Source organism: Vibrio sp. 1CM24A, from assembly GCF_023161725.1.
Taxonomy (GTDB): domain Bacteria; phylum Pseudomonadota; class Gammaproteobacteria; order Enterobacterales; family Vibrionaceae; genus Vibrio; species Vibrio coralliirubri.
The window spans coordinates 336,318-362,875 of the sequence record NZ_JALNTS010000006.1; the positions used below are offsets into that span (position 1 = coordinate 336,318).

At 45.2% G+C, this 26,558-nt stretch carries 23 protein-coding genes; 9 read left to right on the forward strand and 14 right to left on the reverse strand.

Features of this window, described 5'->3' with window-relative positions; all coding sequences use genetic code 11:
* Nucleotides 1-192 precede the first annotated feature (192 nt).
* From MSG38_RS15380 to MSG38_RS15400, 5 genes are all read left to right on the forward strand, one after another.
* A complete protein-coding gene (locus tag MSG38_RS15380; protein WP_048609888.1) occupies nucleotides 193-1,047 on the forward strand; it encodes an MIP/aquaporin family protein in 855 nt (284 codons plus the stop codon).
* Between the two features lie 59 nt (nucleotides 1,048-1,106).
* Nucleotides 1,107-2,627 carry a glycerol kinase GlpK gene (glpK, locus tag MSG38_RS15385; RefSeq protein WP_017064019.1) on the forward strand — a complete coding sequence of 507 codons (1,521 nt, stop codon included), beginning with the start codon at nucleotides 1,107-1,109 and terminating at the stop codon, nucleotides 2,625-2,627.
* A 292-nt stretch (nucleotides 2,628-2,919) separates the two neighbouring features.
* Entirely contained in the window at nucleotides 2,920-3,705 is a 786-nt protein-coding gene (locus MSG38_RS15390; protein WP_017096306.1) for a DeoR/GlpR family transcriptional regulator, read from the forward strand.
* A 270-nt stretch (nucleotides 3,706-3,975) separates the two neighbouring features.
* A complete protein-coding gene (glpD, locus tag MSG38_RS15395) occupies nucleotides 3,976-5,535 on the forward strand; it encodes a glycerol-3-phosphate dehydrogenase (RefSeq protein ID WP_248402142.1) in 1,560 nt (519 codons plus the stop codon).
* A 302-nt stretch (nucleotides 5,536-5,837) separates the two neighbouring features.
* Nucleotides 5,838-6,647 (forward strand): SDR family NAD(P)-dependent oxidoreductase, encoded by an 810-nt coding sequence (locus MSG38_RS15400; RefSeq protein ID WP_248402143.1) that lies wholly within the window; start codon nucleotides 5,838-5,840, stop codon nucleotides 6,645-6,647.
* Nucleotides 6,648-6,751: 104 nt separating this feature from the next.
* Here MSG38_RS15400 and MSG38_RS15405 read toward each other — a convergent pair whose 3' ends face one another.
* From MSG38_RS15405 to MSG38_RS15460, 12 genes are all read right to left on the reverse strand, one after another.
* Nucleotides 6,752-7,648 carry a LysR family transcriptional regulator gene (locus MSG38_RS15405; protein WP_248336196.1) on the reverse strand — a complete coding sequence of 299 codons (897 nt, stop codon included), beginning with the start codon at nucleotides 7,646-7,648 and terminating at the stop codon, nucleotides 6,752-6,754.
* 194 nt (nucleotides 7,649-7,842) lie between these two features.
* Entirely contained in the window at nucleotides 7,843-8,079 is a 237-nt protein-coding gene (locus tag MSG38_RS15410) for a YdcH family protein (protein WP_017067743.1), read from the reverse strand.
* 267 nt (nucleotides 8,080-8,346) lie between these two features.
* Nucleotides 8,347-9,219 carry a radical SAM protein gene (locus MSG38_RS15415; RefSeq protein ID WP_248402144.1) on the reverse strand — a complete coding sequence of 291 codons (873 nt, stop codon included), beginning with the start codon at nucleotides 9,217-9,219 and terminating at the stop codon, nucleotides 8,347-8,349.
* Nucleotides 9,220-9,416: 197 nt separating this feature from the next.
* Nucleotides 9,417-9,803 (reverse strand): hypothetical protein, encoded by a 387-nt coding sequence (locus MSG38_RS15420; RefSeq protein ID WP_248402145.1) that lies wholly within the window; start codon nucleotides 9,801-9,803, stop codon nucleotides 9,417-9,419.
* A 312-nt stretch (nucleotides 9,804-10,115) separates the two neighbouring features.
* Entirely contained in the window at nucleotides 10,116-10,811 is a 696-nt protein-coding gene (locus MSG38_RS15425) for an aspartate/glutamate racemase family protein (RefSeq protein ID WP_248402146.1), read from the reverse strand.
* A 162-nt stretch (nucleotides 10,812-10,973) separates the two neighbouring features.
* Complete coding sequence (locus MSG38_RS15430; protein ID WP_248402147.1) at nucleotides 10,974-11,957, reverse strand: HAD family hydrolase; 984 nt, start codon at nucleotides 11,955-11,957, stop codon at nucleotides 10,974-10,976.
* Nucleotides 11,958-12,193: 236 nt separating this feature from the next.
* On the reverse strand, nucleotides 12,194-13,438 hold the full coding sequence (locus MSG38_RS15435) for an NADH:flavin oxidoreductase/NADH oxidase family protein (RefSeq protein WP_248402148.1): 1,245 nt from the start codon (nucleotides 13,436-13,438) through the stop codon (nucleotides 12,194-12,196).
* A gap of 176 nt (nucleotides 13,439-13,614) precedes the next feature.
* Entirely contained in the window at nucleotides 13,615-15,045 is a 1,431-nt protein-coding gene (locus tag MSG38_RS15440) for a DUF1254 domain-containing protein (protein ID WP_248402149.1), read from the reverse strand.
* Nucleotides 15,046-15,057: 12 nt separating this feature from the next.
* Nucleotides 15,058-15,735, reverse strand: a complete 678-nt coding sequence (locus MSG38_RS15445; protein ID WP_248402150.1) for a hypothetical protein — start codon at nucleotides 15,733-15,735, stop codon at nucleotides 15,058-15,060.
* Between the two features lie 61 nt (nucleotides 15,736-15,796).
* Nucleotides 15,797-17,335 carry a sulfatase-like hydrolase/transferase gene (locus tag MSG38_RS15450; protein ID WP_017096312.1) on the reverse strand — a complete coding sequence of 513 codons (1,539 nt, stop codon included), beginning with the start codon at nucleotides 17,333-17,335 and terminating at the stop codon, nucleotides 15,797-15,799.
* Nucleotides 17,336-17,520: 185 nt separating this feature from the next.
* Nucleotides 17,521-18,417, reverse strand: coding sequence for a LysR family transcriptional regulator (locus tag MSG38_RS15455; protein ID WP_048610445.1), 897 nt, complete (start codon nucleotides 18,415-18,417; stop codon nucleotides 17,521-17,523).
* 17 nt (nucleotides 18,418-18,434) lie between these two features.
* A complete protein-coding gene (locus tag MSG38_RS15460; RefSeq protein ID WP_065675772.1) occupies nucleotides 18,435-19,586 on the reverse strand; it encodes an anaerobic sulfatase maturase in 1,152 nt (383 codons plus the stop codon).
* A 242-nt stretch (nucleotides 19,587-19,828) separates the two neighbouring features.
* On the opposite strand from MSG38_RS15460, the gene MSG38_RS15465 reads away from it, so the two are divergent.
* The 3 genes from MSG38_RS15465 (at nucleotide 19,829) to nfsA (ending at nucleotide 23,460) form a co-directional block, all read left to right on the forward strand.
* Nucleotides 19,829-21,229 carry a DUF1254 domain-containing protein gene (locus MSG38_RS15465; protein ID WP_248402151.1) on the forward strand — a complete coding sequence of 467 codons (1,401 nt, stop codon included), beginning with the start codon at nucleotides 19,829-19,831 and terminating at the stop codon, nucleotides 21,227-21,229.
* A 140-nt stretch (nucleotides 21,230-21,369) separates the two neighbouring features.
* Nucleotides 21,370-22,482 carry an outer membrane protein transport protein gene (locus MSG38_RS15470; protein WP_248402152.1) on the forward strand — a complete coding sequence of 371 codons (1,113 nt, stop codon included), beginning with the start codon at nucleotides 21,370-21,372 and terminating at the stop codon, nucleotides 22,480-22,482.
* A gap of 255 nt (nucleotides 22,483-22,737) precedes the next feature.
* On the forward strand, nucleotides 22,738-23,460 hold the full coding sequence (gene nfsA / locus MSG38_RS15475) for an oxygen-insensitive NADPH nitroreductase (protein WP_248402153.1): 723 nt from the start codon (nucleotides 22,738-22,740) through the stop codon (nucleotides 23,458-23,460).
* A 99-nt stretch (nucleotides 23,461-23,559) separates the two neighbouring features.
* Here nfsA and MSG38_RS15480 read toward each other — a convergent pair whose 3' ends face one another.
* Nucleotides 23,560-25,092, reverse strand: a complete 1,533-nt coding sequence (locus MSG38_RS15480) for a phospholipase D family protein (RefSeq protein ID WP_248402154.1) — start codon at nucleotides 25,090-25,092, stop codon at nucleotides 23,560-23,562.
* A 161-nt stretch (nucleotides 25,093-25,253) separates the two neighbouring features.
* Nucleotides 25,254-25,817, reverse strand: a complete 564-nt coding sequence (locus MSG38_RS15485; RefSeq protein ID WP_248402155.1) for a TetR/AcrR family transcriptional regulator — start codon at nucleotides 25,815-25,817, stop codon at nucleotides 25,254-25,256.
* A gap of 93 nt (nucleotides 25,818-25,910) precedes the next feature.
* Between MSG38_RS15485 and MSG38_RS15490 the strand changes: the two genes are divergently transcribed.
* Nucleotides 25,911-26,444, forward strand: a complete 534-nt coding sequence (locus MSG38_RS15490) for a dihydrofolate reductase family protein (protein ID WP_248402156.1) — start codon at nucleotides 25,911-25,913, stop codon at nucleotides 26,442-26,444.
* Nucleotides 26,445-26,558: the final 114 nt, after the last annotated feature.

Genomic DNA, 26,558 nt, shown 5'->3' on the forward strand with positions numbered 1-26,558 from the left:
AACACATCCATTCGAACAATGACGTTCATGCGAGCGTCTTTTCCGAGCAAAAGTGTTCGGATTAACATTTCAAGTGACTTTAATTAACAATTTCATGCTCAAACGCTCACTTTTTATGTTCGTTTATTTTCGAGTTCGCAAATTTATGCACAATGCACGTGCTAGATAAGCAAAACTAAAAAGGACTCGAACATGACAACAAACAAACACCCTTCTTTATTCGGGCAATGCTTGGCTGAATTTATCGGTACAGGATTGCTCATATTCTTCGGCGTTGGCTGTGTAGCTGCACTGGTACTAACCGGTGCGACATTCGGACAATGGGAAATCAGTATCATCTGGGGCTTCGGTGTTGCGATTGCAATTTACTGTACTGCCGGCGTGTCAGGCGCTCACATCAACCCAGCGGTGACGATTGCACTAGCCATGTTCCATGGCTTTGATAAAGCGAAAGTGCTGCCTTACATCATTTCGCAACTGCTTGGCGCATTCTGCTCTGCAGCACTGGTTTACAGCCTGTACAGCAACCTATTCACTGACTACGAAATCGCACACAACTTCGTTCGTAGCAGCCAAGACGCACTATCAACTGCTGGTATCTTCTCGACCTACCCACATGCTTCACTCTCTTTCTTCGGCGCTTTTGCTGTGGAATTCGTGATTACTGCAGTGTTGATGTTTGCCATCTTGGCGTTAGGTGATGAGAACAATGGCGCATCTCGCGGCGCAATGAACCCGCTACTAATCGGTATTCTTATCGCAGTTATCGGTGGTTCTTTAGGTCCACTGACTGGCTTTGCAATGAACCCTGCTCGTGACTTCGGACCAAAACTGTTCGCTTACTTTGCAGGTTGGGATTTCGCGCTAACAGGTGCTCGTGATATTCCTTACTTCATCGTACCAATCCTTGCTCCAATTGCGGGTGCATGTTTTGGTGGCTGGTTGTACCCACGTGTTATCGGTGCTTACCTACCTATTGAAGGCCAAGGCTGCACAATTCCAAACCAATGTGAAACAGAACAAGAAGCTGAACAAGCTCAAGCTTAATCACTAAGCGCCCCTACATTTACTAAAATATAAATAACAAAAGAAAAAGGATTCTTACCATGACCGAGCAAAAATACATTGTTGCCCTAGACCAAGGCACCACAAGCTCTCGCGCTGTAATCCTCGACCACGATGCAAACATCGTAAGCTCTTCTCAACGCGAATTTACTCAGATTTATCCTAAAGCCGGTTGGGTTGAACATGATCCAATGGAAATCTGGGCAACTCAAAGCTCTACATTGGTTGAAGCACTTGCTAAAGCAGGCATTCGCAGCGACGAGTTAGCGGGTATTGGTATCACGAACCAACGTGAAACCACCATTGTTTGGAACAAAGAGACAGGTAAGCCAGTTTATAACGCCATCGTATGGCAGTGTCGCCGTACAGCAGACATCTGTGAAGACCTAAAAGCACGTGGCCTAGAAGACTACGTACGTGACAATACAGGCTTAGTCCTTGACCCGTATTTCTCAGGTACCAAAGTAAAATGGATTCTAGACAACGTTGAAGGCGCTCGCGAAGACGCTGAAGCTGGCAAACTACTGTTCGGTACGGTTGATACTTGGTTGGTTTGGAAGATGACTCAAGGACGTGTTCACGTTACGGATTACACTAACGCGTCACGTACTATGTTGTTCAACATCAACGACCTATGCTGGGATCAAAAGCTACTTGATGAAATGGGTATCCCATCATCAATGATGCCAGAAGTGAAGCGTTCTTCAGAGGTTTACGGTCAAACGAACCTTGGTGGTAAAGGCGGTACTCGTATTCCAATCGCAGGTATTGCGGGTGACCAACAAGCTGCACTTTACGGTCAAATGTGTGTAGAAGCAGGCCAAGCTAAGAACACTTACGGCACAGGTTGTTTCCTTCTAATGAACACGGGCCAAGAGAAAGTAACATCAAAGAACGGCCTTCTAACCACACTGGCATGTGGCCCTAAAGGCGAACCTGCATACGCACTGGAAGGTGCAGTATTCATGGGCGGCGCATCAATCCAATGGCTACGTGATGAAATGAAACTACTGGCTGGCGCAGAAGACTCTGAGTACTTCGCAACCAAAGTAGATTCTTCAAACGGCGTATACGTGGTTCCTGCATTCACTGGCCTAGGCGCACCATACTGGGATGCTTACGCTCGCGGTACAATTGTTGGCCTGACTCGCGGTGTTAACTCTAACCACATCATCCGTGCAACCTTGGAAGGCATTGCTTACCAAACGCGCGACGTACTAGACGCGATGCAAGCGGACTCTGGCATCAAGCTAGCAAACCTACGTGTTGATGGCGGCGCAGTAGCGAACAACTTCCTAATGCAATTCCAATCAGACGTGCTTGATACTGAAGTTCACCGCCCTGAAGTAACAGAAGTAACGGCTCTTGGTGCCGCTTACCTTGCTGGCCTAGCGGTTGGTTTCTGGGACAGCATTGACGAGCTTCAAGACAAAGCCGTTCTTAACCGCACCTTCATGCCACACCACGACGAAGAGAAGCGTAACCGCCGTTATAAAGGCTGGAAACGTGCAATCAAGTGTGCACAAGTTTGGTCTGAACTGCACGATGACGACGAAGAGTAATACGGAGTATTCAGTTCATCGTTAATCATTAACCGTTGACCTAGGAACTCGAGCAATCTCATCGATTAGATTGCTCGAACCTCAACAAACGAAACTAAAAAGAGCACTATTTTGTGCTCTTTTTTGCGTTTCAGGTTCAAATTCCATGCTTTGACCAGCGTTTTTGCGGTTTAGACATGATTCCTTACCATCATTACTTCTCTCTTTTCATCAATTCGAGCACAATAGCGTGAGTTTATATTTTCGATTTTGACGCGCTAGAGCCCTTTGCGCGCAGGGAGTGGTAAGTTAAGTGAAGCAGATACCAAGACACCAGCAGATTGTAGATCTGGTAAAAACACAAGGATATGTGAGCACCGAAGAGCTCGTTGAAAAGTTCGATGTCAGCCCACAAACCATCAGACGAGACCTCAATGAACTGGCCGATAGCAACAAGATTCGTCGCTATCATGGTGGTGCAACCATTCCTTTAAGCTCGGAAAACACCTCTTATAACACGCGTAAAGCGCTTAACTTCAACGAAAAAGACGTGATCGCCGACGAACTGGTTAAGCACATCCCCGATGGTGCAACCCTGTTCGTTGATATCGGCACCACGCCAGAATCAGTGGCACGTGCACTCAATAAAAATCACAAACAGCTAAGAGTCGTCACCAACAACATTAACGTTGCGAGCATTCTTCTTCCGAACCCAGAGATCAAGGTTATCTTAGCGGGCGGCGAAGTGAGAAACCGCGACGGCGGCATCGTGGGTGAAGCAACGCTCGATTTCGTTAAACAATTCCGCCTTGATTTCGGAATCTTAGGTATCAGCGGCATCGACTTTGATGGCTCACTGCTCGACTTTGATTACCACGAAGTTCGTGTAAAACAAGCCATCATCGAAAACAGTCGCAGCATCTTCTTAGCCGTCGACCACACTAAGTTTGGCCGTAACGCGATGGTTAAGCTCGGCAATATCTCTCAGGCCCACATGGTGTTTACTAATAAGCAGCCACCGGAAGAGATTCTCAACATCCTTAAAGATTCGGCAATACCATTAGAAGTGATCGATACCGCTCGTCCTATGAGCGAATAAATCAAAACAAGAGCTCAGTGACGCCACTTTCTTAAATGAATCACGATTCTTTATAGAAAAGTTAATAAAGTAAAACTTGCTCGCTGTCACTGTCGCTTCTATGCTCGAATTAGTCTTATTTGAACCTCTGCTTTCATAAGCAGAGGTTTTTTTATGCCCAAATCACATAAAACGCGCATAAACGAAAATAATAAATGACCGCAAACGAAAGTTCATATAGGATTCAATTATGTTCTAAAATGCTCGTTCGCTCAGAAAGAGGTCAAAACCATGAGTGCTCAACAAAATAATTCAAACAACAGTACATCTTCCACTTTAGACTTGATCGTGATTGGCGGCGGCATCAACGGTGCAGGCATCGCGGCAGACGCATCAGGTCGTGGTCTAAACGTTGGCTTATACGAAGCAAATGATTTCGCATCCGCAACGTCTTCTGCCAGCTCAAAGCTTATCCACGGTGGCCTACGCTATCTTGAACATTACGAATTTCGTTTGGTTTCGGAAGCACTCGCTGAGCGTGAAGTCTTGTTAAGAAAAGCGCCTCATGTTGCTCAACCAATGCGTTTCCGTTTACCTCATCGACCATTTTTACGCCCGGCTTGGATGATCCGCTGTGGCCTATTCCTTTACGATAACTTGGGTAAGCGCACCACTCTTCCGGGAAGTAAGACAGTCAACCTAGCGAAATCAGGCCTACTGAAACCAGAAATGAAGACGGGCTTCGAATACTCAGATTGCTGGGTTGATGATGCGCGTATGGTATTGCTTAACGTGTTGGCAGCAAAAGAGAACAACGCAGAAGTACGTAACTACTGCCGTGTTGAAAAAGCGCACCGTGAAGGTGGTATTTGGCATGTGACGATCCTTGATGTGATGACAAACCAACGTTTTGAACGTAAAGCGAAAGCGCTGGTTAACGCAGCCGGTCCTTGGGTTAAGCAATTCTTTGATGATGGATTAGAGCAGGCTTCGCCTCGTAATATTCGTCTGATCAAAGGCTCGCACATTGTTGTGCCACGCATTCATGACGAACCACAAGCGTACATTCTGCAAAACAAAGACAATCGTATTGTGTTCATGATCCCTTACCTAGATAAGTTCTCGATCATCGGTACCACCGACCTTGAATACAAAGGCGACCCGCGTAACGTCGCAATTGATGATGTCGAAGTGGATTACTTGATTGATATCGTTAACCAGCACTTTGTTAAACAGCTTGGCCGTGAAGACGTGGTTTGGACATACAGTGGCGTAAGACCGCTTTGTGACGACGAATCTGATTCACCACAAGCGATCACTCGAGACTACACATTGGAATTGGACGCAGAGCTTGATCAAGCACCACTGCTTTCGATCTTCGGTGGCAAGTTGACCACTTATCGTAAACTCGGCGAAGCGGCACTTAAGAAGCTTGAGCCGCACCTAACCAACATGGGTGTGCCATGGACAGCGAACGACACGCTTCCAGGTGGTAACTTTAGTTGCAGCAGAGAGCAACTTGCGAAGATGATCCACACTAAATACCCTTGGGCATCTGAAGCGTTGTTACTTCGCTACGTGACTCAATTTGGTACTTACACGTGGAAGCTGCTTGAGGGCGCAAATAGCGAAGCTGACCTTGGCAGCCAATTTTCAAACGAAGCGCATGGCGTTTATCAAGTTGAGATCGATTACTTGATCAATGAAGAGATGGCGATGACTGACGAAGACATCTTGTGGCGCAGAACCAAACTTGGCCTGTACATGAGCGAATCCGAGCAGCAAGCAGTAACGGATTACCTAAAAGAGAAGCTACAAAGCAAGGTAGTGAGCTTTTCTCAAGTAGGCTAACCCCACCAGCTTAAACATGGTTCAAGAACATACTTAACAACGAAGCTTAGCGTCCCCCGCGCTAAGCTTTTTTATTGCCTGCTATTCCGGCCTAAGAACTCGATCAGATAAATCTCTCGATTGATCGTCTCCTTCGCACGGACTGAGGCTTTGTTCACTCCCCCATTTTCAATAAAAACTAAATAGTGTTTTATTAATCAGCTTGATTATCAACTTTACAAAAGATTGCTATTCTTTACCTCAACGAAACGACACATTTAGAAACGCTCACTATGTCAGCGCTTTAATAAGGAATCTATTCCATGCAAAAAGTTATTCTGATCACAGGCTCTACCGATGGTATCGGCTTCGAAACCGCAAAAGTACTTGTTCAACAAGGTCACCACGTTTTATTGCATGGACGTAACCCAAGCAAACTCAAAGACGTAGAGCAGCAACTTGTAGCTATCTCTGCTGAAGCAAAAATTCAAAGTTACGTGGCAGACTTGTCTGTTCTGGCTGATGTGGATGCGCTGGCTGACAAAGTAATTGCTGAGCACGATAAAATTGATGTACTGATTAACAACGCAGGTGTGTTCAACACTCCGAACCCAATTACTAAAGACGGTTTAGATGTTCGTTTTGTTGTGAATACCATTTCACCATACCACCTGACTAAACGTCTGCTACCTGTACTCGGTGCATCTAGCCGAGTGGTTAACCTGTCCTCAGCAGCACAAGCAGCAGTGAACATCGAAGCGCTAGAAGGCAAGAAGGCAATGTCTGATGGTGACGCTTACGCACAAAGCAAGCTTGCGATCACTATGTGGACTCGTGAGATGGCAAAAGAGTTAGGCTCTACAGGGCCAATGGTGGTTGCGGTCAACCCAGCTTCGTTACTAGGCAGCAAGATGGTGAAAGACGCTTACGGTATTGCAGGCGGCGACCTAAGCATCGGTTCTGATATTCTGGTTCGCGCATCATTGTCTGATGAGTTCGCACAAGCAGGCGGTCAATACTTTGATAACGACAACAACACGTTTGCGAACCCGCACCCAGATGCAATTTACGGCGATAAGTCGCAGCAAGTTGTCGCTAAAATTGAAGATATCATCAAAGCAACGCTTTCTTAATCGCGACGACTCATGCTGAGTTGATTTGCAAATCTCAATAAAAAGCCCTGTGTTTCTAATGTATTAAGTTAGAAACACAGGGCTTTTTCGTACAACGTTTGTCTCTACGTTTGTTCCCAATACGGCGGATTACCATAATATTCAGAGAAGTAGTCAATGAAGGCTCTCACCTTTGGCGCAAGTAACCTTGTGCTTGGGTACACAGCCCAAATCGCAGGTTCTGAGGTTAATGGGTAATCTTCTAATATTTGAATCAGTTGACCGCTTTTCAGTTGCTCATACGCACACCAATTCGACGTCACCGTGATACCCATACCACCTGAGGCTGCGTCACGCAGTGCTTCTCCGTTATCTGCTCTGAACGACCCCGATGCCTTAATCGTCTTAGGCCCACCTTCAGTTTTGAAGGTCCAGTTTTCTAAACCAATCAAGCTGATACACTGATGATCGTTAAGATCTTGAGGAATGGCTGGCTTACCGTATTTGATTAAATAATCAGGTGATGCACACACAATACGTTTGTCTGTCGCCAATTTTCGGGCAATCAGTGTCGAGTCTTTCAGCTCTGAGATACGAATTGCGATATCAAAGCCGCCCTCAACAACATCCACCATCGAATCTGATAGTCTGAGATCGACTTTTAACCCAGGGTAGCGTTCTAAGAATCCTGGTAAAGCAGGAACAAGATGCAAACGCCCAAAAGACGCAGATGCGGTAACTCGCAGCGTTCCGGTTGGAGAATCACAACCCACACCAACCGCGGATTTGGCAGCATCGACACTCGATAACACTTCTTCAGCATGAGGTAAGAATGCTTCCCCCTCTTCGGTTAAAGAGACCTTACGAGTGGTTCTGTGGACCAAGCGAACGCCTAAATTGTCTTCCAGCTTACTGATGTGTGAGCTGGCAACTGCAGGTGATAAACCAAGCTCTTGCCCAGCCATGCTGATGTTATGCGTGGAAGCTAAACGAACAAACAATTTGAGGTGTTCAATATTCATGAGATTACCAATAAAATCTTAAAAATCGTGTACCAGTAACCCTCATTATGCGTCATTCACATAACAATACAACGTATTAACTCAGTTGAATTGTGAAGATGTTATTGAACCAAAACGAAAAAAACTCCCGAAGGAGTTTTTTTGTCTAAGTCTGCAATTCGCCATTTAGCTAATCAGCAAAATTACTAGCTCAACTAGCCAGTTAAACGTGCATGCAGTGCATCTTTCAGTACAGAACGATCATGTTTCAGTTGGTGCATCGAGCCGTCATCAATGGGTGAATCTTTCAGCTCAAGCTTACGAATCTCTTTATCAAGGTTGTCGTACGTCTTCATGTCTGCTGCAAAGCCATCGTCAGTTTTAACAAGCTCAGCAATTTTATCTTTCATTTCAGGAAATTCGTGAACAAGAGAATGATTTTCACCTAGCATAGAAACCTCTTAAGTTGAGTAAAGTGATTGGTATTACGCATTCATTATTAACCTTAGCAAGGGAGTCAAATAACAAATGAGATCCAGTACACAGCATAGAATATAGACAATTCAGATTCACAAATTTACAACATCCACCAAGAAAATGGCTTTGCTGATTTTGAATTGTCTCAGTAACGGAAGTAGGTTTATGGCGATTATCTCGCCTCAAAAACACGACTCCTTTCGATTTTTGCTTAGCCTGCAACTATCGTTTTTAACTAAACGCTACCAAGCAAACGTCTGAATAACACTATCTTTAGCCATTGGGTTTGATGCTATCGCACGGTTCACCTTAGCCAAAAATTGCTCTCTTGAATCAAGCAGGAAACCTTTCTGAGTCACGATGTTATTGCCATGGTCGCCCCAATAGAAAGTGTCGATGTTTAGATTCTCAAGCAGATACTTTTCTTCTTCTAAGATCTGAAGTTGCGTCGGCATAACGAACTTTCCGTCTTTTACTTCTTGTTCCATCACGGTTCCTGGTTGAATGGCTAACGCCATTGGCGCTATCTGCTCAGGCTTCATAATGTTCAGTAATCTTGTGGTCTCGACAATATGTTCACGTGATCGATCGCGCCCACCAAGACCAAAGATGAACGACAATAAAGTTTCAATGCCGGCTTCTTTTGCCAGAGCCATACCTTCAAGCGCTTGTTCTGGCGTCATACGTTTTTTAATGTTGTCGAGTACAACCGCATCACCTGACTCAAGACCTGTATAAGCCATGGTTAAGCCTGCACTCTTAAGCTCTTTAAGTTCGCTTAGGCTTTTACGACGGAAATCGTTCAGACCACTATAAAGCGACACTTTTCTGCTTTCAGGAAAGGTATGACGAAGCTTATCCAAAATCTTAATAAGGTAATCCGTGCGAGCCGCCATCACGTTGCCATCGATAAGGAAAATCGATTCAACATAAGGATAGATCAGGCGCGCTTCTTCGATATCTTTAAACACATCTTCAATGTCACGAACCTTGAATCGTTTATCACTGAACATATTACAGAACGTGCACGTGTTGATGCTGCAACCTAAAGTGGTTTGAATCAGAATGCTCTTCGCCTCTGTCCATGGACGATATACTTTTCCCTCGTAATTCATATTGGTTTCTCCGGTCTATAAGCACGAGTGCGTGCTTGAATAAAACAGAGTTTATCAACACCAGTATTCATTGATAATTCGCAATATAGTCGAATCAGTTTTTAGATTTTAAATAAAATACCCTCACCAAACGGAGAGGGTATTTATGTACTGATAATGAAGAAAAGCTTCACCCTCAATCTAAGAGGATCGAGAAACTACTGTTTAGGTTCATATAAACTTGTAGGGACTTCCGTTTCACAACGCTCAAGATCATAATCTTGCGTAGTGCCACTATTACCTTGGAATCTCATTCTCACGATCATACCTCGCTCTACAAACCAGCGAAGATCTTGGCAAGAGTAACGATAGCTCGACTCCAAAATATGCGCGGTTGCCCATCGAGAGTTGCCCGGCAATGACGCAACATAATAAATCACACCATTTTCTGTAATCGTCATTCCTTTGATATCGCTTAGATGCTCGATAGCGGTATCAATTGTTTCTTGATCTGCGGTTGGTTGTAACTCTTCAACCGGGACAGTCAAACAGCCAGACAGAGCCGTTGTAGACAGACAAGCCAAAAAAATAGATTTAAATTTCATTTTTATTCTCATTCAATTACATAGCCAAAACAACACTAGGCCGAGATTCTATTCACGAGATAAATAAATGTGTACCGACACATGTATTAATTTATAAAAAATGTGACACAGAGTGCTTATTAAACTTTATTTTGGTCTTCCATAAAAAGAAAAGTTACTCGTAATTTGCTCTTAGAGAAAAATTAGCAACCTTATGAAATTTCTATACTTTTAACGGCACACCATCTCGCGTCAATAATTGGTACCACAAGTCAGCTGGTGTTTGTAGTGCGATCGAAAGACAAGCTTAATGATCTGAAAGTGAACTAAAAGTTAGTCGCTCGTCGCCAAACGCACTGCCGCTTCGGCATGAATAGCTGTGGTATCAAACAAGGGAACATCAGTGTGTTGCTGCTGAATCAGGAGGGCGATTTCAGTGCACCCCAGAATAACAGCCTCTGCACCTTGTTGGCCTAGCTTCTCAATGATTTGACGGTATACAGCTCGAGATTCTTCTTTTACTTCGCCGCGACACAATTCTTGATAGATGATGTTGTGGACTTTCTCTCGGTCACTCTCATCAGGAATCACCACATCGATACCAAATTTTTCGGTTAAACGTCCTTTATAGAAATCTTGTTCCATCGTGAAAGCAGTACCGAGCAATCCGACTTTCTTTACGCCCTGTTCAAGCAGCTTCTGCGCGGTGGTATCAGCGATGTGCAAGATAGGAATCGTGATCTTCTCTTCGATCTCAGCAACGACCTTATGCATGGTATTGGTACAAATCAGAATGAAATCAGCCCCGCCCTTCTCTACCGACAAAGCCGCGTCCGATAAGATATCTGCCGTCTCAGCCCAGCGACCTTGATGTTGTAGCTTTTCTATCTCATCGAAGTTCACGCTGTACATACAAACCTTTGCAGAATTGAGCCCACCAAGGGTCGCTTTAACGCCCTCGTTGATGGATTTGTAGTAGCTCACTGTCGACTCCCAACTCATACCACCGAGCAAACCGATCGTTTTCATTTTTCTATTCCTTTAATTTCTGACTATCCCGATTAAACCGTCATACATTGAAAATTTATAGTACGTTCTTGCTGAAAATGAGACGACGCCTTCGCTATTTCGCAAAAAAGGCTCGAATTAAAAATCCGAGCCTTTGTGGTTTTACCAAGAGAAAACTTGTCGTTAGTACACCTCACACCAATCTGATTTCATGTCGATCAGTGTCCAATCCTCTCTGGAATTCGCCTCATCTAGCGCTTTATCAAGCTTGCCAACATGAGACTTACGATCGTACTGCCACTCGCGCTCAGCATCAGTGTGATGAACAATCATCGCCATAGAGTTGGGTTGGCTCGTTGCCCATTGCATCATCGCTTGGTCACCGTCTGAGTTACCGACCGCTAGAATAGGTTTCTTACCGATAATATGTTGAATATTGGTCACCTTTCCGGCTTTGTCATCAATGGTCAAAATCGACGAGTCTTTGGTCACCGTTGGTTTGCCATCGTTGTAGCTGTAGTTGTATTTAAGCGCACTACCGATGATTTGCTCTGTAGGAATATTGTAAGCTTGTGGAGCCCATGCCCGCATGAAATCAACGCCTCCGCCCGACACAATATAAGTCTTAAAGTCATTATCTTGCAGGTAGGTCAGCATCTCTTTCATTGGCTGATAAGTAAGGTCTGTGTAGGCTTTGTTGAAGCGTTTATCTTTTGCTACCGTCAACCATTGCTCAACGTCTTGCTGGTATTGCTCAACAGTCATACCAGAATGTGTCGCCATGATGATTTTCAATAACCCTTCTTCACCGCTGCCCAGAACGCTCTCAATATCATTTTCAAGCACAAACTTAAACGGCGCTTCTGTTTTCCATTCAGGGTGCTCTGGCGCCATCTCTTTTACACGATCTAGTGCAAAGGCTAATTGGAAGTAGTAAGGCTTTTCCGACCAAAGCGTACCGTCGTTATCGAACACGGCAATGCGATCTTCAATTGCCACGAACGTATCAGACTGAGCTTGGGTGGCTTGCCCAACAAAATCGACAATAGCAGTTTTGCTCTCGCTGTCCTTCCAAGAAGGCAGCAAGTTGGGATCACAATCTTTAGCAAAAGATGAGAAAGAGAGACTGGATAAGATCGCGACAGATAAGAGGGTTATTTTCTTCATAGCAACTACCATGTTGTTGAATTAATTGTAGGGTTTAATTCAATTCATCCTAGTTGGTCTACTCTGATTTTCCACTTATGGACACTATAACTAATACTCATGTTGGTATTCGATCAGTGCCACAACAAAGACTGGCTGGGGTGCCCTACGACGTATTTATCGAGAATTTAAAAAGAGACAAACAAAAAAGCAGAACTTCAATTCCTTGAAGTTCTGCTTTAAAAGTTCATTACTGTTTACGCTCTGCGCTTCTTGAAAGCGTGCCAGCCAGCGCTGAGAATTGTTTTTACCACCACACTTAATGCGCTTAGTTTAGGGTCGGCGTTCTTGCCAGAGGCAATGCGCCACATCTGATGTTCATACCAAACCAGCCCGACCATCGCCATCTTGTCTAAAGCGGGTTTTCCTGTGGTTGGCACCGTTAGTGGCATGCCGTGGTTAGGGTCTTCAATTAACTTGTTAGGGAAATCAGGATCAACCGCCATTGTGCGTGCAATACCAATGAAATCGGTCGCCGAGGTGTTTAATGCTTCATTCATTGCTTGCGCGGTTCGAAAACCACCCGTGACCACCAGCGGTGTGCTGACGAGTTTTCTCGCCTTCACCATGTAATCCATAAAATACGCTTCACGCTTTACCGTGCTGGCCTTGATTGATTCAGCCTTATTCTTTGAACCCATCATTGATGGACTTTCATAGGTGCCGCCGGAGATCTCAATCAGGTCGATACCGTTATCACTCAATGTTTGCACAACTTGCATCGACTCTTCTTCAGTGAAGCCACCTTTCATGAAGTCGGCGCTGTTAAGCTTAATTCCGACTGGGAAATCGTCACCGACCTCTTTTCGAATCGCACGATAAACCTCAAGCACAAAACGAAGTCTGTTTTCGAGTGAGCCACCCCATTTGTCTTGGCGTTGATTGTGTCTTGAAGACAAAAACTGACTCACGAGATAACCATGAGCACCGTGGATCTGCACACCAGTAAAACCCGCTTGTTTTGCAAGCTTTGCACTCAGCGCGAACTTATCAATAATCGCGATTATTTCTTTTTCAGTCAGAGCTCGTGGCGTATTAAAGCCTTTTTCTAATCCGCGCTCTAAAGAGATAGCTGAAGGGGCAACTGGGCTATCACATAAGAATTTAGGGATTTGCTTACCTGGGTGATTCAGTTGCATCCATATCTGCGAACCATTCTGTGTTCCGGCACTCGCCCACTCACGAAATACGGTTAAGTCACTGCGCTCATCCAACACAACGTTTTTAGGTTCACCAAGCGCACCCCTATCGACCATCACGTTACCCGTCATGGATAAGCCAACTCCTCCTTGAGCCCAACGCTGATAGAGCGTGACTAAACCTTGCTTAGGGTTATGGTGTTTATCACCTAGCTGTTCACTCATTGCCGATTTGAACAGGCGATTTTTAATCACTTGGTCATTAGGAAGAGAAAAAGGGTCGTTGAGGCAGATTGGATTCATACGTGTGGTTACTTTCTTTGGTCTATATATTGCGTCCAGTATGCCCTATTTTATCCGACAGTTCTGAGCATTTAACGCCTATTTCGAAGCAAGTTTCTCTCAATAAAAAATGCCAGCGGCATAGCAGCTGGCATTAATCAATTATAAACAAAACCTTAAACAGGCGATTTAAGTCATCACTTTATCGTGGATTTTTTGACCTTAGTAAATGGTGTCGATTTCCATTTATCTGTTCTTACCTCTTCACCCGGCGTGTACATACGTAACACTGAATACCATTGGTGATCGGGGATAGGTAAGAAGTTAGGATCATCTTCATGCCCTTTTACATCGCTACTCATGTAAATGGTGTAGCTGCCATCAGCATTAGGCGTTAGCGTTCTGTCTCCACGGGAATGACGGTTTAACTCGTTTTTCTCCATCAATCGGGTTTCACCACTGTAGGCCGTGTATGACCAAAAACCACCCTCTTCTAGCGGTGGCGCATCGAAGGTCACCGTGTAATCATACTTACTACCGTCGAGCGCACCACCTTCACTATCGAAGAAGTCACCGCTGTACATAGTGTGTTTTGCAGGCAGCCCCCATTGGCCCATTAAGGTGCCGTAGGCGTGCTGAAAGCTTGGAACCTTAGTCATTTCATCGCGAGTGCCTAATACGTCACGTGAATCATCAAAGCCCGCATTAATGATTCGTTCTAGTCCGTCTTTTTGACCAGATTCGATCATACTAAGCTGCTCTGCCGTAAATGGATGATTGGCTTTGCCTAATTCAACATCTCCTAAGCCAATGTACTCAAACAGTTCAAGCAGCTTTTGGTCATGTGCCTTCATCGTTCCTTCAGACAGAATGAAATTGGTTCGCTCGACCCAATTAGAGTCTTCAGGATCTGGATACTCGCGCTCAATAGGAACTGGCCCTTTCTGACCTAAGTATTCCGACAACGTCCTAACATTCCATTGATCCATTAACTTTTGAGCAGTTGCAGAATCGTCACCGCCAAGGTCCATGATTCGACCCATCATTTTGACCAGCGGGTGCTCGACATAGATGACTTGATCGACACTCGCAGGCACTTCACCTTTCCACCCTTCAACTGCATACATGAAACTGCCGCCTTTTGTGCCTCGCTGTGGAGAGCCAAAAGCCGAGTCAGTAAAGTGCTGCATATTCATGGTATGAAACAACCAGTATCGATTGTCATCATGGTCTGGAATCGTAACGATGACAGGCTCTGCTGCTAGGTCCATCCAACCCATCAAATGTAACGTGTCATTGTTAATCGTCGGGTGCGCAGTGTAGGTGTCGTCAGCAAGTATTCGAATATTTTGGAATCGATTCAAAGGGTAGTCTTGCTCAACCACGGTTTTGTAAAAGTATTTGTAGGCTTCATCTATCGAATACGCGTACTCATAGGCAAGTTGTGCCAATAGCTGATTATCCTTTTTGAGCGACGCTAAACTCGCCATCTCAATGGGTAGAGTTTCCGTCTTGATCCCAATAGATGCGCTCGTCGGGTCCACGGATTGGCTCGCGAGTACCGGAGACGGAAGTGCAACCATGAAAGCACAAGTCAGTGCTGCCGCAAGTATGTTTTTTTTCATCATTTAATGTCCTAACTAAAAACGAGTACGGAAGGTGATCCAAGTGTTGTTGTCAGTATCACCACTAAAAATGATGATGTTGTCACTATCGACCTTGTAGCCCAGCTGCATTTCAGCAGAGAAATCTCGAGTGTTCTCACCATCCAATCCGTAGGTATATTGGGGGGCGAGTAGAAGATAAAATTGGTCAGCAAAATCGTACTTTAGATAGTTGATACTGCTGATGATTTGCGTGTCCTCAAACTTATTATTCTCCTCCCACATTTGTCCGTACGTTATGGCGCTATAGAGTTTAAATTTGTCGCTTAACTTGAATGCTTGCATCACACCAATAGAGGCGTAGTTCGATGTTAGATCGTCGTTGGAGAAGTCGTGTCCAGCATCAACAAATAAGCCGGTGCCCGTTTTCTTATTGGGTGTGAAGAATCGTGCTCGATAGTTTTCAAAGTTGTTTTTGCCTTCCAGCTTACCCAACACACCCCAATCGCCACGATTCACGCCAAACTGGAAGGTAGCGCCAAGCCCTTTATTGCCCGCAATAATTTCACCTCCCGTATAAACAGCCATTGGATCAGCCATGTCACTGGCAGGTTCTTCTTGAGCGGAAACACAAAATGCAAAGGGGATAAGCGCAAAGATAGAGAGTGTAAAAGTGGAAAAGGTGCCCGTGAGCAGACGTAACGGTTTCTTCATATTATTGTCCGATAGTAAGGTGCGCTTGTTACAGCACACCTTGTATTAGTCGTATTTGGCGTTAGTCAGCAACCACTGATTTGTCTGCCATACCAATACCACCGGCTTTCTGTCTTGGTGGAAACGCTTTGAGTGACTTCTGATATTCCGCCGCCGATTTTTGTAGCTTTGGTAATACCCAAGACTTCTCTTTCATCCATAAGAACCAACCACGAGTATCAGGGCTACGCTCGTAAGGATCAGCCTTGATGTTGATGAGCATTCCTAGTGGCCACTCTTCAGGAGGCGCAATCCACTCCGTTTTGGTTTTTAGGTGCACTTTCCAATCATCAACTCGGAACGCATTCAAATCTTGCTCGTTGTAGAAGAAGAACTCATGGCGTTGGCTCGGCTCACCTTTGGTCAACATATCCAGCTGGTTATAACCATCCAAGTGGACTTGATAACGCTCGCCGTTTAACTCTTTTCCATCAAGCAGTTCTTGCTTAATGTCGCCTTCACCCACTGCAGCCATAATGGTTGGCACCCAGTCTTCAGAAGTCATGAAGCCATCGGTGTATTCACCTTGAGGGATTTTATCTGGCCAGCTGACCAGCATTGGTACACGGAAACCGCCATCCCACGTCGTGCCTTTTTGACCACGGAAAGAGGCAGAACCACCATCAGGCCAATGATCTAGGTTTACGCCGTTGTCTGAGGTAAACAAGATTATCGTGTTATCAATTTCACCAAGATCTTCTAACTTATCGAGTAATACACCGATCTGGTCATCAAGTTCAATCAAGCCATCGTAATACGTGTTGATTTGGCTCGCGCCTTGATACTCAGGACGCACGTGTGTTTTTTGGTGCATACGAGTCGGGTTGTACCACATGAAGTAAGGTTGTTCGTCTTTCTCTGCTTCATGTCTATCGAGCCAATTAGTAGCAAACTCCAAAAATTCGCCATCAACGGTTTGCATGCGTTTAGAGCCTAAAGGACCTTTATCTTCAATCGTTTGCTTTCCAACCACACCAAACCTTGGGTCTTCTTGCATGTCCACACTCTCGGTAGCGATGGTGTGAAGAACATTACGAGGGCGACCTCTGAAGTTAGGGTCTGTTGGGAATTCCGGCTGTTCAGGCATCTCCATAACGTTGAGGTGGTAAAGGAAACCGAAGAATTCATCAAAGCCGTGCACCGTTGGTAAGTGACTGTTGTTATCGCCTAGGTGACTTTTACCGACATGCACGGTCGCATAGCCTTTGTCTTTCAGCATTTCGGCTAGGGTTGGATCTTCTTTTTGAAGGCCAAGTGAAGAGCCCGGCTGACCGACAGACGTTAAGCCTGTTCGGAAAGGATATTGACCTGTGATAAAGGCAGAGCGCCCCGCGGTAGAGCTGCCTTGTGCGTAGTAATCACTGACCATCATGCCGCGCTCGGCAATTCGATCAATGTTCGGCGTATCCACTGCGCCTAAACCGCGGTGGTAGGCAGACAGATCCGTTGGGCTCACATCATCGAGCATGATGGCAACCACATTGGGTTGGCTCGCTGCGTGTACATTGACGCTCGCCAGTACCGAGAGCGCCAGAGCGGATTTAACAAAAGACTTATACATTTATAACCCTCATTCACTATGAGTAAATCGCTGAAGTCACAACGAAAATTGTGCATGTCTCAGCGAACCATTGTTGAGGTAAATGGTATAAGAAAGAGGCCAAAAATGGCTTGATAGCCACTATTACAATTCTTAATAGTGGCCGTTAGAAAGGGGCGTTATTTAAAGGGAATAGTAGCGTGATGCTAGGATTGAATAATCGACGTGATTTCTTTTTGAAGCCAATCCGTGAACGGATTATTGCGGTTTGCTTGATGAGTAAACAGTGCCAATTCTCGACGATAGGTGTCTTTCAATAGTTCCGGCGGTAAATCGATACAACGATAAGAGTGATCAAGCAAATAGCGGCATTTAGACGATGTCACATAGATGAAGTCGCTGTCTTTAACGACCTCTAGCATCAAATTCATATTGTTGCTTCTCAGCCCGATGTGTTTATCTAAGTCATATTTTTTGATCAACATTTCCGTCTTGGACGGCTGAATGTAACCAGGGATCATATTGATACAGAGTGGGTATTCCAGAATTTCCTCAAGGGAATTGCCTTTAATTGGGTGGTCAGCTCTTAGCACCAACATGAACTTATCAAAACCAACTGGGCGTTCAGTCAGGGTTTTATTGACGTCCATAGGAAGATAGCTCACTCCCCAACACATTCGGTTGGTCTCTAGGGACTGCACGCCATTATCTAACCAAGGTGAGCATTGGAACGTCACTTGCGGCGCTTCTTTGGTCAGCTTCTTGATTAATGGCACACCCACTGGGATCAAAAGCGGGGAAGGCAACATGATTTGAACCTCCCCTCTTAAATCTTCCAACCCCCACTCATCATTGGGTATGTAAAGGTTATCTAACTGCTCTAATAGCAGAGGCAAGGTTTCGATAAGCTTTAAGCATTTTGGGGTGGGTTCAAGCCTTGCTTTATCTCGAACAAACAATTCATCATCAAATTGTTCTCTGAGTTTACGAAGCATGACACTGATCGTCGGCTGACTTACGTTCAAGGCTTTGGCTGCACTCACCGTTTGACGAGTTTCATTAAGCACCAAAATGAGCCGCAGTAAGTTTAGGTCTTTGGTCATGCCCTACTCCAAATGATTTAGAAAAGTGGAAAGTACGCTGGCGAATACCCTTTTTTCATCGCTTCTACCATAGGCAATAATTTGGGTAATGCGTGCCGAAAAAACACCTCATACCCTTGGCACAAATGATTCATCGGACTGCCATCTTCGGTTGTTGCTATTCTGTTTTTAGGACAACCACCTTGGCAGAGTTCAACAAAATCACAACGTCGACAAGTGCTGTTTAACTCATCATATTTGTTGGTGCCAAACGCGATTTGTTCTGGTGAGCTCGCCATAGTTGCAAGCTTATCACTGTTCATGGTGCCCAATTGATGATCTTGATACCCATAATGGTCACAACTGTAAACATTGCCGTCATGCTCAACCATTAATTGCTGTCCACAAGTCGCGCTGTGATGGCACATTTGGCTTTGGTAGCCCATCAACACCATTAAACAGTTTTCAAAAAACTGGATATACACTTTACCGACATCATTGGCGCTCCATGCATCAAACAAGTCACAAAGAAATTGCCCCCACTGCTCACCGGTTAACGACCAATCATGCCCTGTTCGTCTGTCTAACTCATGATCGATACAAGGCTGAAACTGCATGTAACCACTGCCATTTTCAACCAAAAACTGATAGATCGTTTTACCGTGTTTGTAGGTTTTATTGTTCACGACCGTTAACGTATTAAAATCAACATTGTGCTTCTTTAGGTAAGACATCCCACGCATTGTGCGTTCAAAAGACGACTCGCCATTTTTGTCGATCCGAGCGATGTCATTCAGAATATTGGGGCCATCGATACTGATGCCCATCATGAAATTATGTTTAGCAAAGAAACTCGCCCAGCGATCGTTAATCATGGTTCCGTTGGTCTGCATCGTATTCACGATGCGCTTTTTCGTCGCTTTGCTTGCCTGTGCTTTCATCGCCGTTTCATAGAAATCGAGCCCTCTTAACATAGGCTCGCCACCGTGCCAGATAAAATCCACTTGTTGATCTTTCATTGGCTGCGCGTCGATATGAGCACCGACAATTTGCTCCATCATGTCCAGAGACATTGACGATCTTTTATCGCCATCTTGTCTATTGAGATAATAGCAGTAGCTACAATCCAGATTGCACTGAGCCCCTTCTGCTTTAATGAATAAGCTAAAAGGATAAGTAGATGTGTTCATATCGATTCCCGTACTTTTTTGCCAACATATCAACCGAAAATCAATCAAACAATAGCGCCTCAAGCACCCTACTCGCACACGTCGTAGGGGCACTTCACCACCCTAAATCAATGTTAATTAAAACAACCACTTGAAAGGTAAAAAGAGACTATTAACATCCTTAATATCGGCTATTACACTCCTTAATCTCACTTGCTCATATGATAAATGCCTAATTCTGTTCCTACGATCTAAGGTGTTCCATGAGAAAGCTCCTCTATAAGAAAAGTGTACTGACCAGTTTAGTGTGTTCTTTGTCCAGTATTATCGCGATGCCATCCCTTGCCCAACAATCTATTAACCCTGAAGAAGAGCTCGCTTACAATCTCGGTGTTCAAGCATTTATCTATGGTACGGGTCCATTAACCGTGGCTGCAGTTAGGCAAACGACCACATCTGTTGATGCGCCGATGGACAACGCTATGGCACCATTGAATGAGATGGGTAAAACACGCGTTCTATCCGGACCTCAGGATAGGATTGTACCGACCGTCAACAACGATACGCTCTACTCACAAGCTCACTACGATCTGGATTTATCAGGTCCAATGGTGATTGATATTCCTCGCACCGATAACCGTTACTACATTGTTCAGCTATTGGATGCTTACTCAGATTCGATTGAAGATCTGCACGTGAAGAATGTAGGCGACCAAGGTTCAAAAGTGCTTTTGGTCAACAAAGGATGGGCTGGTGAAGTACCAGAGGGAATTGATCGTGTCGTAGAATCTCGCACTCCTATGGTTTGGTTGATTCAACGAACGGGCGTGTTTGGCGAGCAAGACCTCAATGACGCACTGGTTATTCACGATAAATTCCTCAGCTACCCACTCGATCAACTCGGCGCAGAGCATGACATCGTAGAACTCAAAGCTTCGACAGGTCGCATCCCACCCATGGCTAGGCCTGAAGGGTTAGAGTGGTATTCATTGATTGACCGTGAACTACGTAAAAACCCGATTCCAGAAGATGCTGCCATCGTTGATCAATTCCAACAAATTGGTATTGGAGGATCGACCCCCTTTAACCCTGAAGCGCTAACTTCAGCGCAGAAAAAAGGGCTAATGCGCGCGATTGAGTCTTCACAACAGATCATTCAATACGCTGGTCGAAGCATCGGTGATCTCAATAATGGCTGGTCGATGATGTACGAAGGAGGCCGTTACGGGAATGATTACCTGAGCCGAGCGAGCATCAATATGCGTGCGGCTGGTTTGAATGTGCCAGAGCGAGCACTCTACCCAAATCGATACACGGACTCGAATGGTGAGCAACTGTCGGGAGACAATCAATATCGAATGACCATGCCTGCCGATGCACCCGCTGACGCCTTTTGGTCTTTGACCATGTACGACGCTAAAAACCTGTTCATGGTTGAGAACTTCATTCAACGCTACTCCATCTCAACCAATCGTAAGGATGAGCTGAAATACGCAGAAGACGGCACCTTGCCAATATGCATTCAATACGTAAAACCGTCCGATCCAACGTGTAACTGGCTACCCGCACCTCAAGATGACTTCTATCTTCACATGCGCCTGTATGAGCCAACTCAAGCCGTTCTCGACAATGAATACCCACTGCCACAAGTTGAAAAACTCTAACCCCAATTAGGTCAATTAAGTCGATCAAGTCAATTGCCACGGCGTTCTTAATGTTCGCTCGTGGCAATTCGTTTTATCCCTAAATACATGACTCAAACTGCTAGCAACATAACTCATACACTGAAAATAAGGTTCTATTCTTGAAAACACCTTTCATCACACTGTCTCTGTTAGTAACAGGGATATTCAGCTCTCTTGCTCACGCGGGAGGGTTAAATCTATCTCAGATTGCGACCACTAAAAGCGTTGGTACGGCCGGCACGGGAAACGTAACCGCGAACGATGCATCCGCCGTGATCACCAATGCTGCGGGGTTATCTGCTATTGAAGAAAGCGCTTGGATTCTCGGCGTTCAATACCTTGATGTTGAAACCACTTTTGTTCGTGACGATAACTCGGCTTCGACCACAGGAAGCAGCACTGATATTCTCCCTCACCTGTCTTACGCATCAAGGTTAAATGACCAATGGGTCGTCGGCGCAGCATTACACGCAGCAGGCGGTACTGGCGTTGAATACTCACACGGCGTTGGCGCACACCCCGCTTTATTGATCAAAGAAAACAGCATTTCGGCACTCAACTTAACGTCCTCATTGTCGTATCAAGTTAGTGAACAACTGTCTCTTGGTGGTTCTTTAATATTGCAGCACGCAGCGCTTGAAACTCAAGCTTTGAACGGTCGCGAACTTCAAGGAGATAGCCTTGATCTAGGGTTCGGCCTGAGTCTCAATCACCACATCAGTGACAACACACAATTGGGAGTCAGTTATCAGGGCCAGTTTGATCACGACCTTTCCCTTGATAACGCCAACGCTTTTGGAATTAGCTCTGAACTGACGTGGGTTCGAAGCTTAAACTTAGGGTTGAAGCATTCATTAAATGAAGACTTAAACCTTCTACTCAGCTCCAACATGGAGACATGGCAAGATTATGATGACAAATACTCAACCACCTACTCTCTTGGGGTTGGTGTGGAATACGCATATGAGGATTGGTTGCTGTACAGCGGACTGAGCGGTGACACGAGCCCTGTAAGCAGTCAAAACAGGGATGTGTTACTCCCGCTCGATAAACAGTGGCGTATCGGATTCGGCGCTGAAAAGAAGATATCCAATGACTTACATCTAGGGTTGAGCTACCAATACCAAGATCTAGGCCATGGTGAAATTAATGCGGACTCAGGACTATTTCAGCCTTCTGGCAGCTATTCGACCAACAGAGTTCACTTCATCACTTTGTCTCTTAGCCACTAAAGCGAACTCTTGAGCGTTCCATTCTAGCTTCTAGCTTCTAGCTTCTAGCTTCTAGCTTCTAGCTTCTAGCTTCTAGCTTCTAGCTTCTAGCTTCTAGCAAGAAACAGTACAAAAAAGGATTGGCTGTGACAGCAATCCTTTTAAATTCATGAATATCATTCTGCCAACCAGAAAGGCTCCAACGCCCTTTACGCTCATGGTAATTGTCGTTATTGTGATTCTCTACGCCATCATCACAAGGACTGTCTGAGAGTTATGAACAGCACGATTGAAACTATTCTGGGGCACCGCTCCATTCGTCAATATACAAATCAACCGATTGAAAAAGCACAACTTGATGTGATTATTCAGGCTGGTCTTGCGGCTTCATCATCGAGCTTACTGCAAGCTGTTTCTATTGTGAGAGTGACAGACAAAGAGAAGCGCAAACTGTTAGCCGAATACGCAGGCAACCAAGCTTACGTTGAGAACGCGGCTGAGTTTTTAGTGTTCTGTATCGACTATCAACGCCACGCTCAGATTAACCCTGAAGTGAAAACCGACTTTATTGAACTGACCCTGATTGGCGCGGTAGATTCTGGCATCATGGCGCAAAACTGCATGCTGGCAGCTGAGTCTCTAGGTTTGGGTGGCGTGTACATTGGCGGGCTGCGTAACAGCGCACAACAAGTCGATGAACTGTTAGCATTGCCACAGCATACCGCCGTGTTGTTTGGGATGTGCTTAGGTCATCCGGCACAGCAACCAGAGGTGAAGCCTCGCCTCCCTGCTCACGTGGTGATGCACGAAAACCAATACCAGCCACTGAGCCTAGATGAAATTGCCAGCTACGATGATTCAATGCAAAGCTACTACGCGAACCGCTCAAGCAATCAGAAGCAAAGCAGTTGGTCACAACAGATCACACAGAAGCTGTCTGGTGAATCTCGCCCGCATATCCTGCCTTACTTAAACAGCAAGCAGCTGACCAAGCGTTAAGCCGTTAAGTGCTTGCAACAAACCACAGCAAACAGCAGTACAAACAAAAATGTCAGCGTAATATACGCTGACATTTTTATTTATCCGGAGGCGGCTAGCTTACAGATATTTCTCAATCGGTAACAGCTGTAGGAAGCCTGACTGCATTCGTTCCCATTGACCAGTGTCAGGTTCGCTGTCCCAACGTTGGTCGCCTGAATACCAATACACATCACCGTCTTCCAGTTCCAAGCGCCAACTATTATCTTCACTCATCGCTTGCTCAATGGTGTCAGCTAACGTTTCAGCAATCTCTTTATTCTCGATGATCAAAACCGATTCCGTATTGAGATAGGTGGAGCGCAAGTTGAAGTTAAATGAGCCAATGCTTGCGATGCTACGATCAAATACAACTGATTTAGCGTGCAAGCCATAAGCCGTCTCAGGCGCACATTTAGACACGTCTTGAGTCGATGCTTCACACAGCTTAGATTCTGGTTTTAGCTCAAACAGGTCGATACCATGATCCAGCATGTCGTAACGTCTGCCCGCATAAGCGGAGTGATTGGTCACCAGATCATTAGACGCCATAGAGTTCGTTAGCGCTTTTATCTCAACGCCCTTGTTGTTCAATACCTGCCACTCTTCAAGCTGACCATCATCGAATACAAGGTAAGCGGATTCCAGCAAGACCTCTTGTTTCGATTCGCTCGCTAATGTCCCTAGAAGAATCGCGGTCGCTTTCGGTTCATCGGTATTGTCTGAATCATCAGGGACGGGTTGATCGTAAACAAAACGAGCATTCACCCATGTCATCTCACCAATCACCTCTTTCAGTAAGCTATCAGCAGCCTCACGGTCTAATGGTAATTCAGGATAATTTTGATAATGCGGCACGACAATATTATCTATCTTTGAGAGATCAGGTTGTTCGTCATCACCCAGCATATCGACGGGGTAAGACCAACGACTGTTCCAGTATTCAACAAAACTGGTTTGGATGGTGTTAACTACCGAGCCCATGACTAATACATCGCGGTCTCGGAAATTGATTTCATCAGAAAGGTCAAAGTATTCATCACCAATATTACGGCCGCCCACCACAGACAAAGTGCCATCTACGGTAAACGACTTATTGTGCATACGGCGATTTAAGCGAGAAAAGTCACCGACAAAGCTCAGCCATTTACTAAAACCGCGGCGTGTTGGTGTTGGGTTGAAGATACGAATCTCGACGTTCGGGTGCGCATCCAGTGCCGACAGCAAACCTTCACGTTCGTTGAGGTTGATATCATCCAGCATTACACGAACCTTCACACCGCGCTCGGCCGCGGCTAACAAACGACTGGCTAAGTAACTGCCCGATTCGTCAGAGTTCCAGATGTAGTATTGAATGTCGATGGTGTGCTCGGCACTTTCGACCAGCGCTAATCGCTGTGCCAAGGCATCCCAACCAGACTCTTGCAGACGAACCGCAGTGGTGCCTTGCTCTAAAGCTTCAGGCTGAAATGCATTGGTTAGAACCGATAAAGTGCTGGGTGCAGGAGAGGTTGGCGGTTCTGTCGGGTGGTCGATGCCTTCAGGAAGTGAAGAACACCCACCTAAAACGGCGATTAAGATTAGCGTTAAACTGATGCGTTGGAGCACAGGCATGTATCTGACTTCCTTTTCACGATGACGTCTTTAGAAACTTTTCGTACAGCTTTTCAATGAACAAGCTATTCCGATCTATTCATTGATTATTACTGCTAAATCCTGAAATTTATAGGTAATTATCCAGTATAAATTTGAAGGTCGTTAAATTGGCCTACAGATCACTTAAGTTGAGTGAGTGCCAAACAGTATAAACTCAGCGGCTTTTCGACCATTTCAATGGTGAGCTCTGTTCGGTCTGGGTTACAGTTCAACGCCAAAGCGTAGCCGTGTAAATAATCCACCAGCAAGTCCAACGCATTTTTAGTTTGCTCTTTGGTTAACGCTAACGGGTTCAACACCGCTTCAAAACGTTCGCTAAAAACTTCCATCGGCCCGAGGGATTTCATGGTCAATAAGGTCTCTAACAAACCTCTATATTCGTTGAGCATCGACAAGTAACTCACACTGAGCCGATATAGGTTATCTCGCCAATCTTGATTCAATTCTGGCTGCGCGACTTCTTCAATCAAGGAAACCGTGATTGCCTCAAGCAGATCGTTTTTGTTTTTGAAGTAATGGTATATAGCCATCGCATCGACCTCGAGTTCTGTCGCTAATCCTCGAATGCTTGGCACTTTGCCACTCTCTCGCATCATGCTTTTGGCAATAGTGAGAATTCTCTCGGCGCTGAGTTGGCTTGATCCACTCTTTGGTCGACCTCGTTTCTGATCCTTGACAGTCATACCGTCACCTCTTAAACTTTATTTCTACACTGTAGAATATTTTAATTTATTACCGTGTAGATGCCAAGTTTCTCATCGATATCGGAGTTGAAAATGTCAAATATTGTATTTATCGCAACCAGCCTTGACGGTTACATTGCAGACAAACAAGGCGGCTTAGATTGGCTGCAATCGATTCCAAATCCAGACGGTGACGACATGGGTTACAACGCCCACACCGATCGTATCGATGCACTGGTCATGGGACGTAATACAATGGACATAGTGCTGAGCTTTGGTATCGATTGGCCTTACAGCAAGCCAGTCTATGTACTGAGCAACACTTTAAATGAAGTACCTCAAGAGCTTGAAGGTAAAGTATTTTTGATGAAGGGCGAGCTTAAACAGATTGTCGCGGATTTGAATAACAAAGGCCTAAAGAACTTGTACATCGATGGCGGCATCACCATTCAAAACTTCCTGAAAGAAGACCTGATTGATGAGCTGATCATCTCGACCATTCCTGTCGTGCTTGGTGGTGGGTCCCCGTTATTTGGTGACTTAGTATCTCCCGTCGATTTTACGTTGAAAGGCGTCACGACGTACCTTGATGAGATCGTGCAAACTCATTACTTACGTAAGCGCTAAAGCTGTTGTTGATCTAAGGGCATGAAAGGATCAACACCGAAAACATTGTTCACGCTACATAACCTTTATCGTCCCTACACAAGCCTTCCTTATAGTAGTACCCTTTATTGTCTC

Bases quoted from the DNA above. Each gene is read 5' to 3' on its own strand.
- MSG38_RS15465 (WP_248402151.1), top strand. From the start codon at position 19,829: ATGAGAAAGCTCCTCTATAAGAAAAGTGTACTGACCAGTTTAGTGTGT.
- MSG38_RS15450 (WP_017096312.1), bottom strand. From the start codon at position 17,335: ATGTATAAGTCTTTTGTTAAATCCGCTCTGGCGCTCTCGGTACTGGCG.
- MSG38_RS15420 (WP_248402145.1), bottom strand. From the start codon at position 9,803: ATGAAATTTAAATCTATTTTTTTGGCTTGTCTGTCTACAACGGCTCTG.
- MSG38_RS15380 (WP_048609888.1), top strand. From the start codon at position 193: ATGACAACAAACAAACACCCTTCTTTATTCGGGCAATGCTTGGCTGAA.
- MSG38_RS15460 (WP_065675772.1), bottom strand. From the start codon at position 19,586: ATGAACACATCTACTTATCCTTTTAGCTTATTCATTAAAGCAGAAGGG.
- MSG38_RS15430 (WP_248402147.1), bottom strand. From the start codon at position 11,957: ATGAAGAAAATAACCCTCTTATCTGTCGCGATCTTATCCAGTCTCTCT.
- MSG38_RS15490 (WP_248402156.1), top strand. From the start codon at position 25,911: ATGTCAAATATTGTATTTATCGCAACCAGCCTTGACGGTTACATTGCA.
- MSG38_RS15445 (WP_248402150.1), bottom strand. From the start codon at position 15,735: ATGAAGAAACCGTTACGTCTGCTCACGGGCACCTTTTCCACTTTTACA.
- MSG38_RS15405 (WP_248336196.1), bottom strand. From the start codon at position 7,648: ATGAATATTGAACACCTCAAATTGTTTGTTCGTTTAGCTTCCACGCAT.
- MSG38_RS15440 (WP_248402149.1), bottom strand. From the start codon at position 15,045: ATGATGAAAAAAAACATACTTGCGGCAGCACTGACTTGTGCTTTCATG.
- MSG38_RS15400 (WP_248402143.1), top strand. From the start codon at position 5,838: ATGCAAAAAGTTATTCTGATCACAGGCTCTACCGATGGTATCGGCTTC.
- MSG38_RS15425 (WP_248402146.1), bottom strand. From the start codon at position 10,811: ATGAAAACGATCGGTTTGCTCGGTGGTATGAGTTGGGAGTCGACAGTG.
- MSG38_RS15410 (WP_017067743.1), bottom strand. From the start codon at position 8,079: ATGCTAGGTGAAAATCATTCTCTTGTTCACGAATTTCCTGAAATGAAA.
- nfsA (WP_248402153.1), top strand. From the start codon at position 22,738: ATGAACAGCACGATTGAAACTATTCTGGGGCACCGCTCCATTCGTCAA.
- MSG38_RS15455 (WP_048610445.1), bottom strand. From the start codon at position 18,417: ATGACCAAAGACCTAAACTTACTGCGGCTCATTTTGGTGCTTAATGAA.
- MSG38_RS15480 (WP_248402154.1), bottom strand. From the start codon at position 25,092: ATGCCTGTGCTCCAACGCATCAGTTTAACGCTAATCTTAATCGCCGTT.
- MSG38_RS15435 (WP_248402148.1), bottom strand. From the start codon at position 13,438: ATGAATCCAATCTGCCTCAACGACCCTTTTTCTCTTCCTAATGACCAA.
- MSG38_RS15485 (WP_248402155.1), bottom strand. From the start codon at position 25,817: ATGACTGTCAAGGATCAGAAACGAGGTCGACCAAAGAGTGGATCAAGC.
- glpK (WP_017064019.1), top strand. From the start codon at position 1,107: ATGACCGAGCAAAAATACATTGTTGCCCTAGACCAAGGCACCACAAGC.
- MSG38_RS15415 (WP_248402144.1), bottom strand. From the start codon at position 9,219: ATGAATTACGAGGGAAAAGTATATCGTCCATGGACAGAGGCGAAGAGC.
- glpD (WP_248402142.1), top strand. From the start codon at position 3,976: ATGAGTGCTCAACAAAATAATTCAAACAACAGTACATCTTCCACTTTA.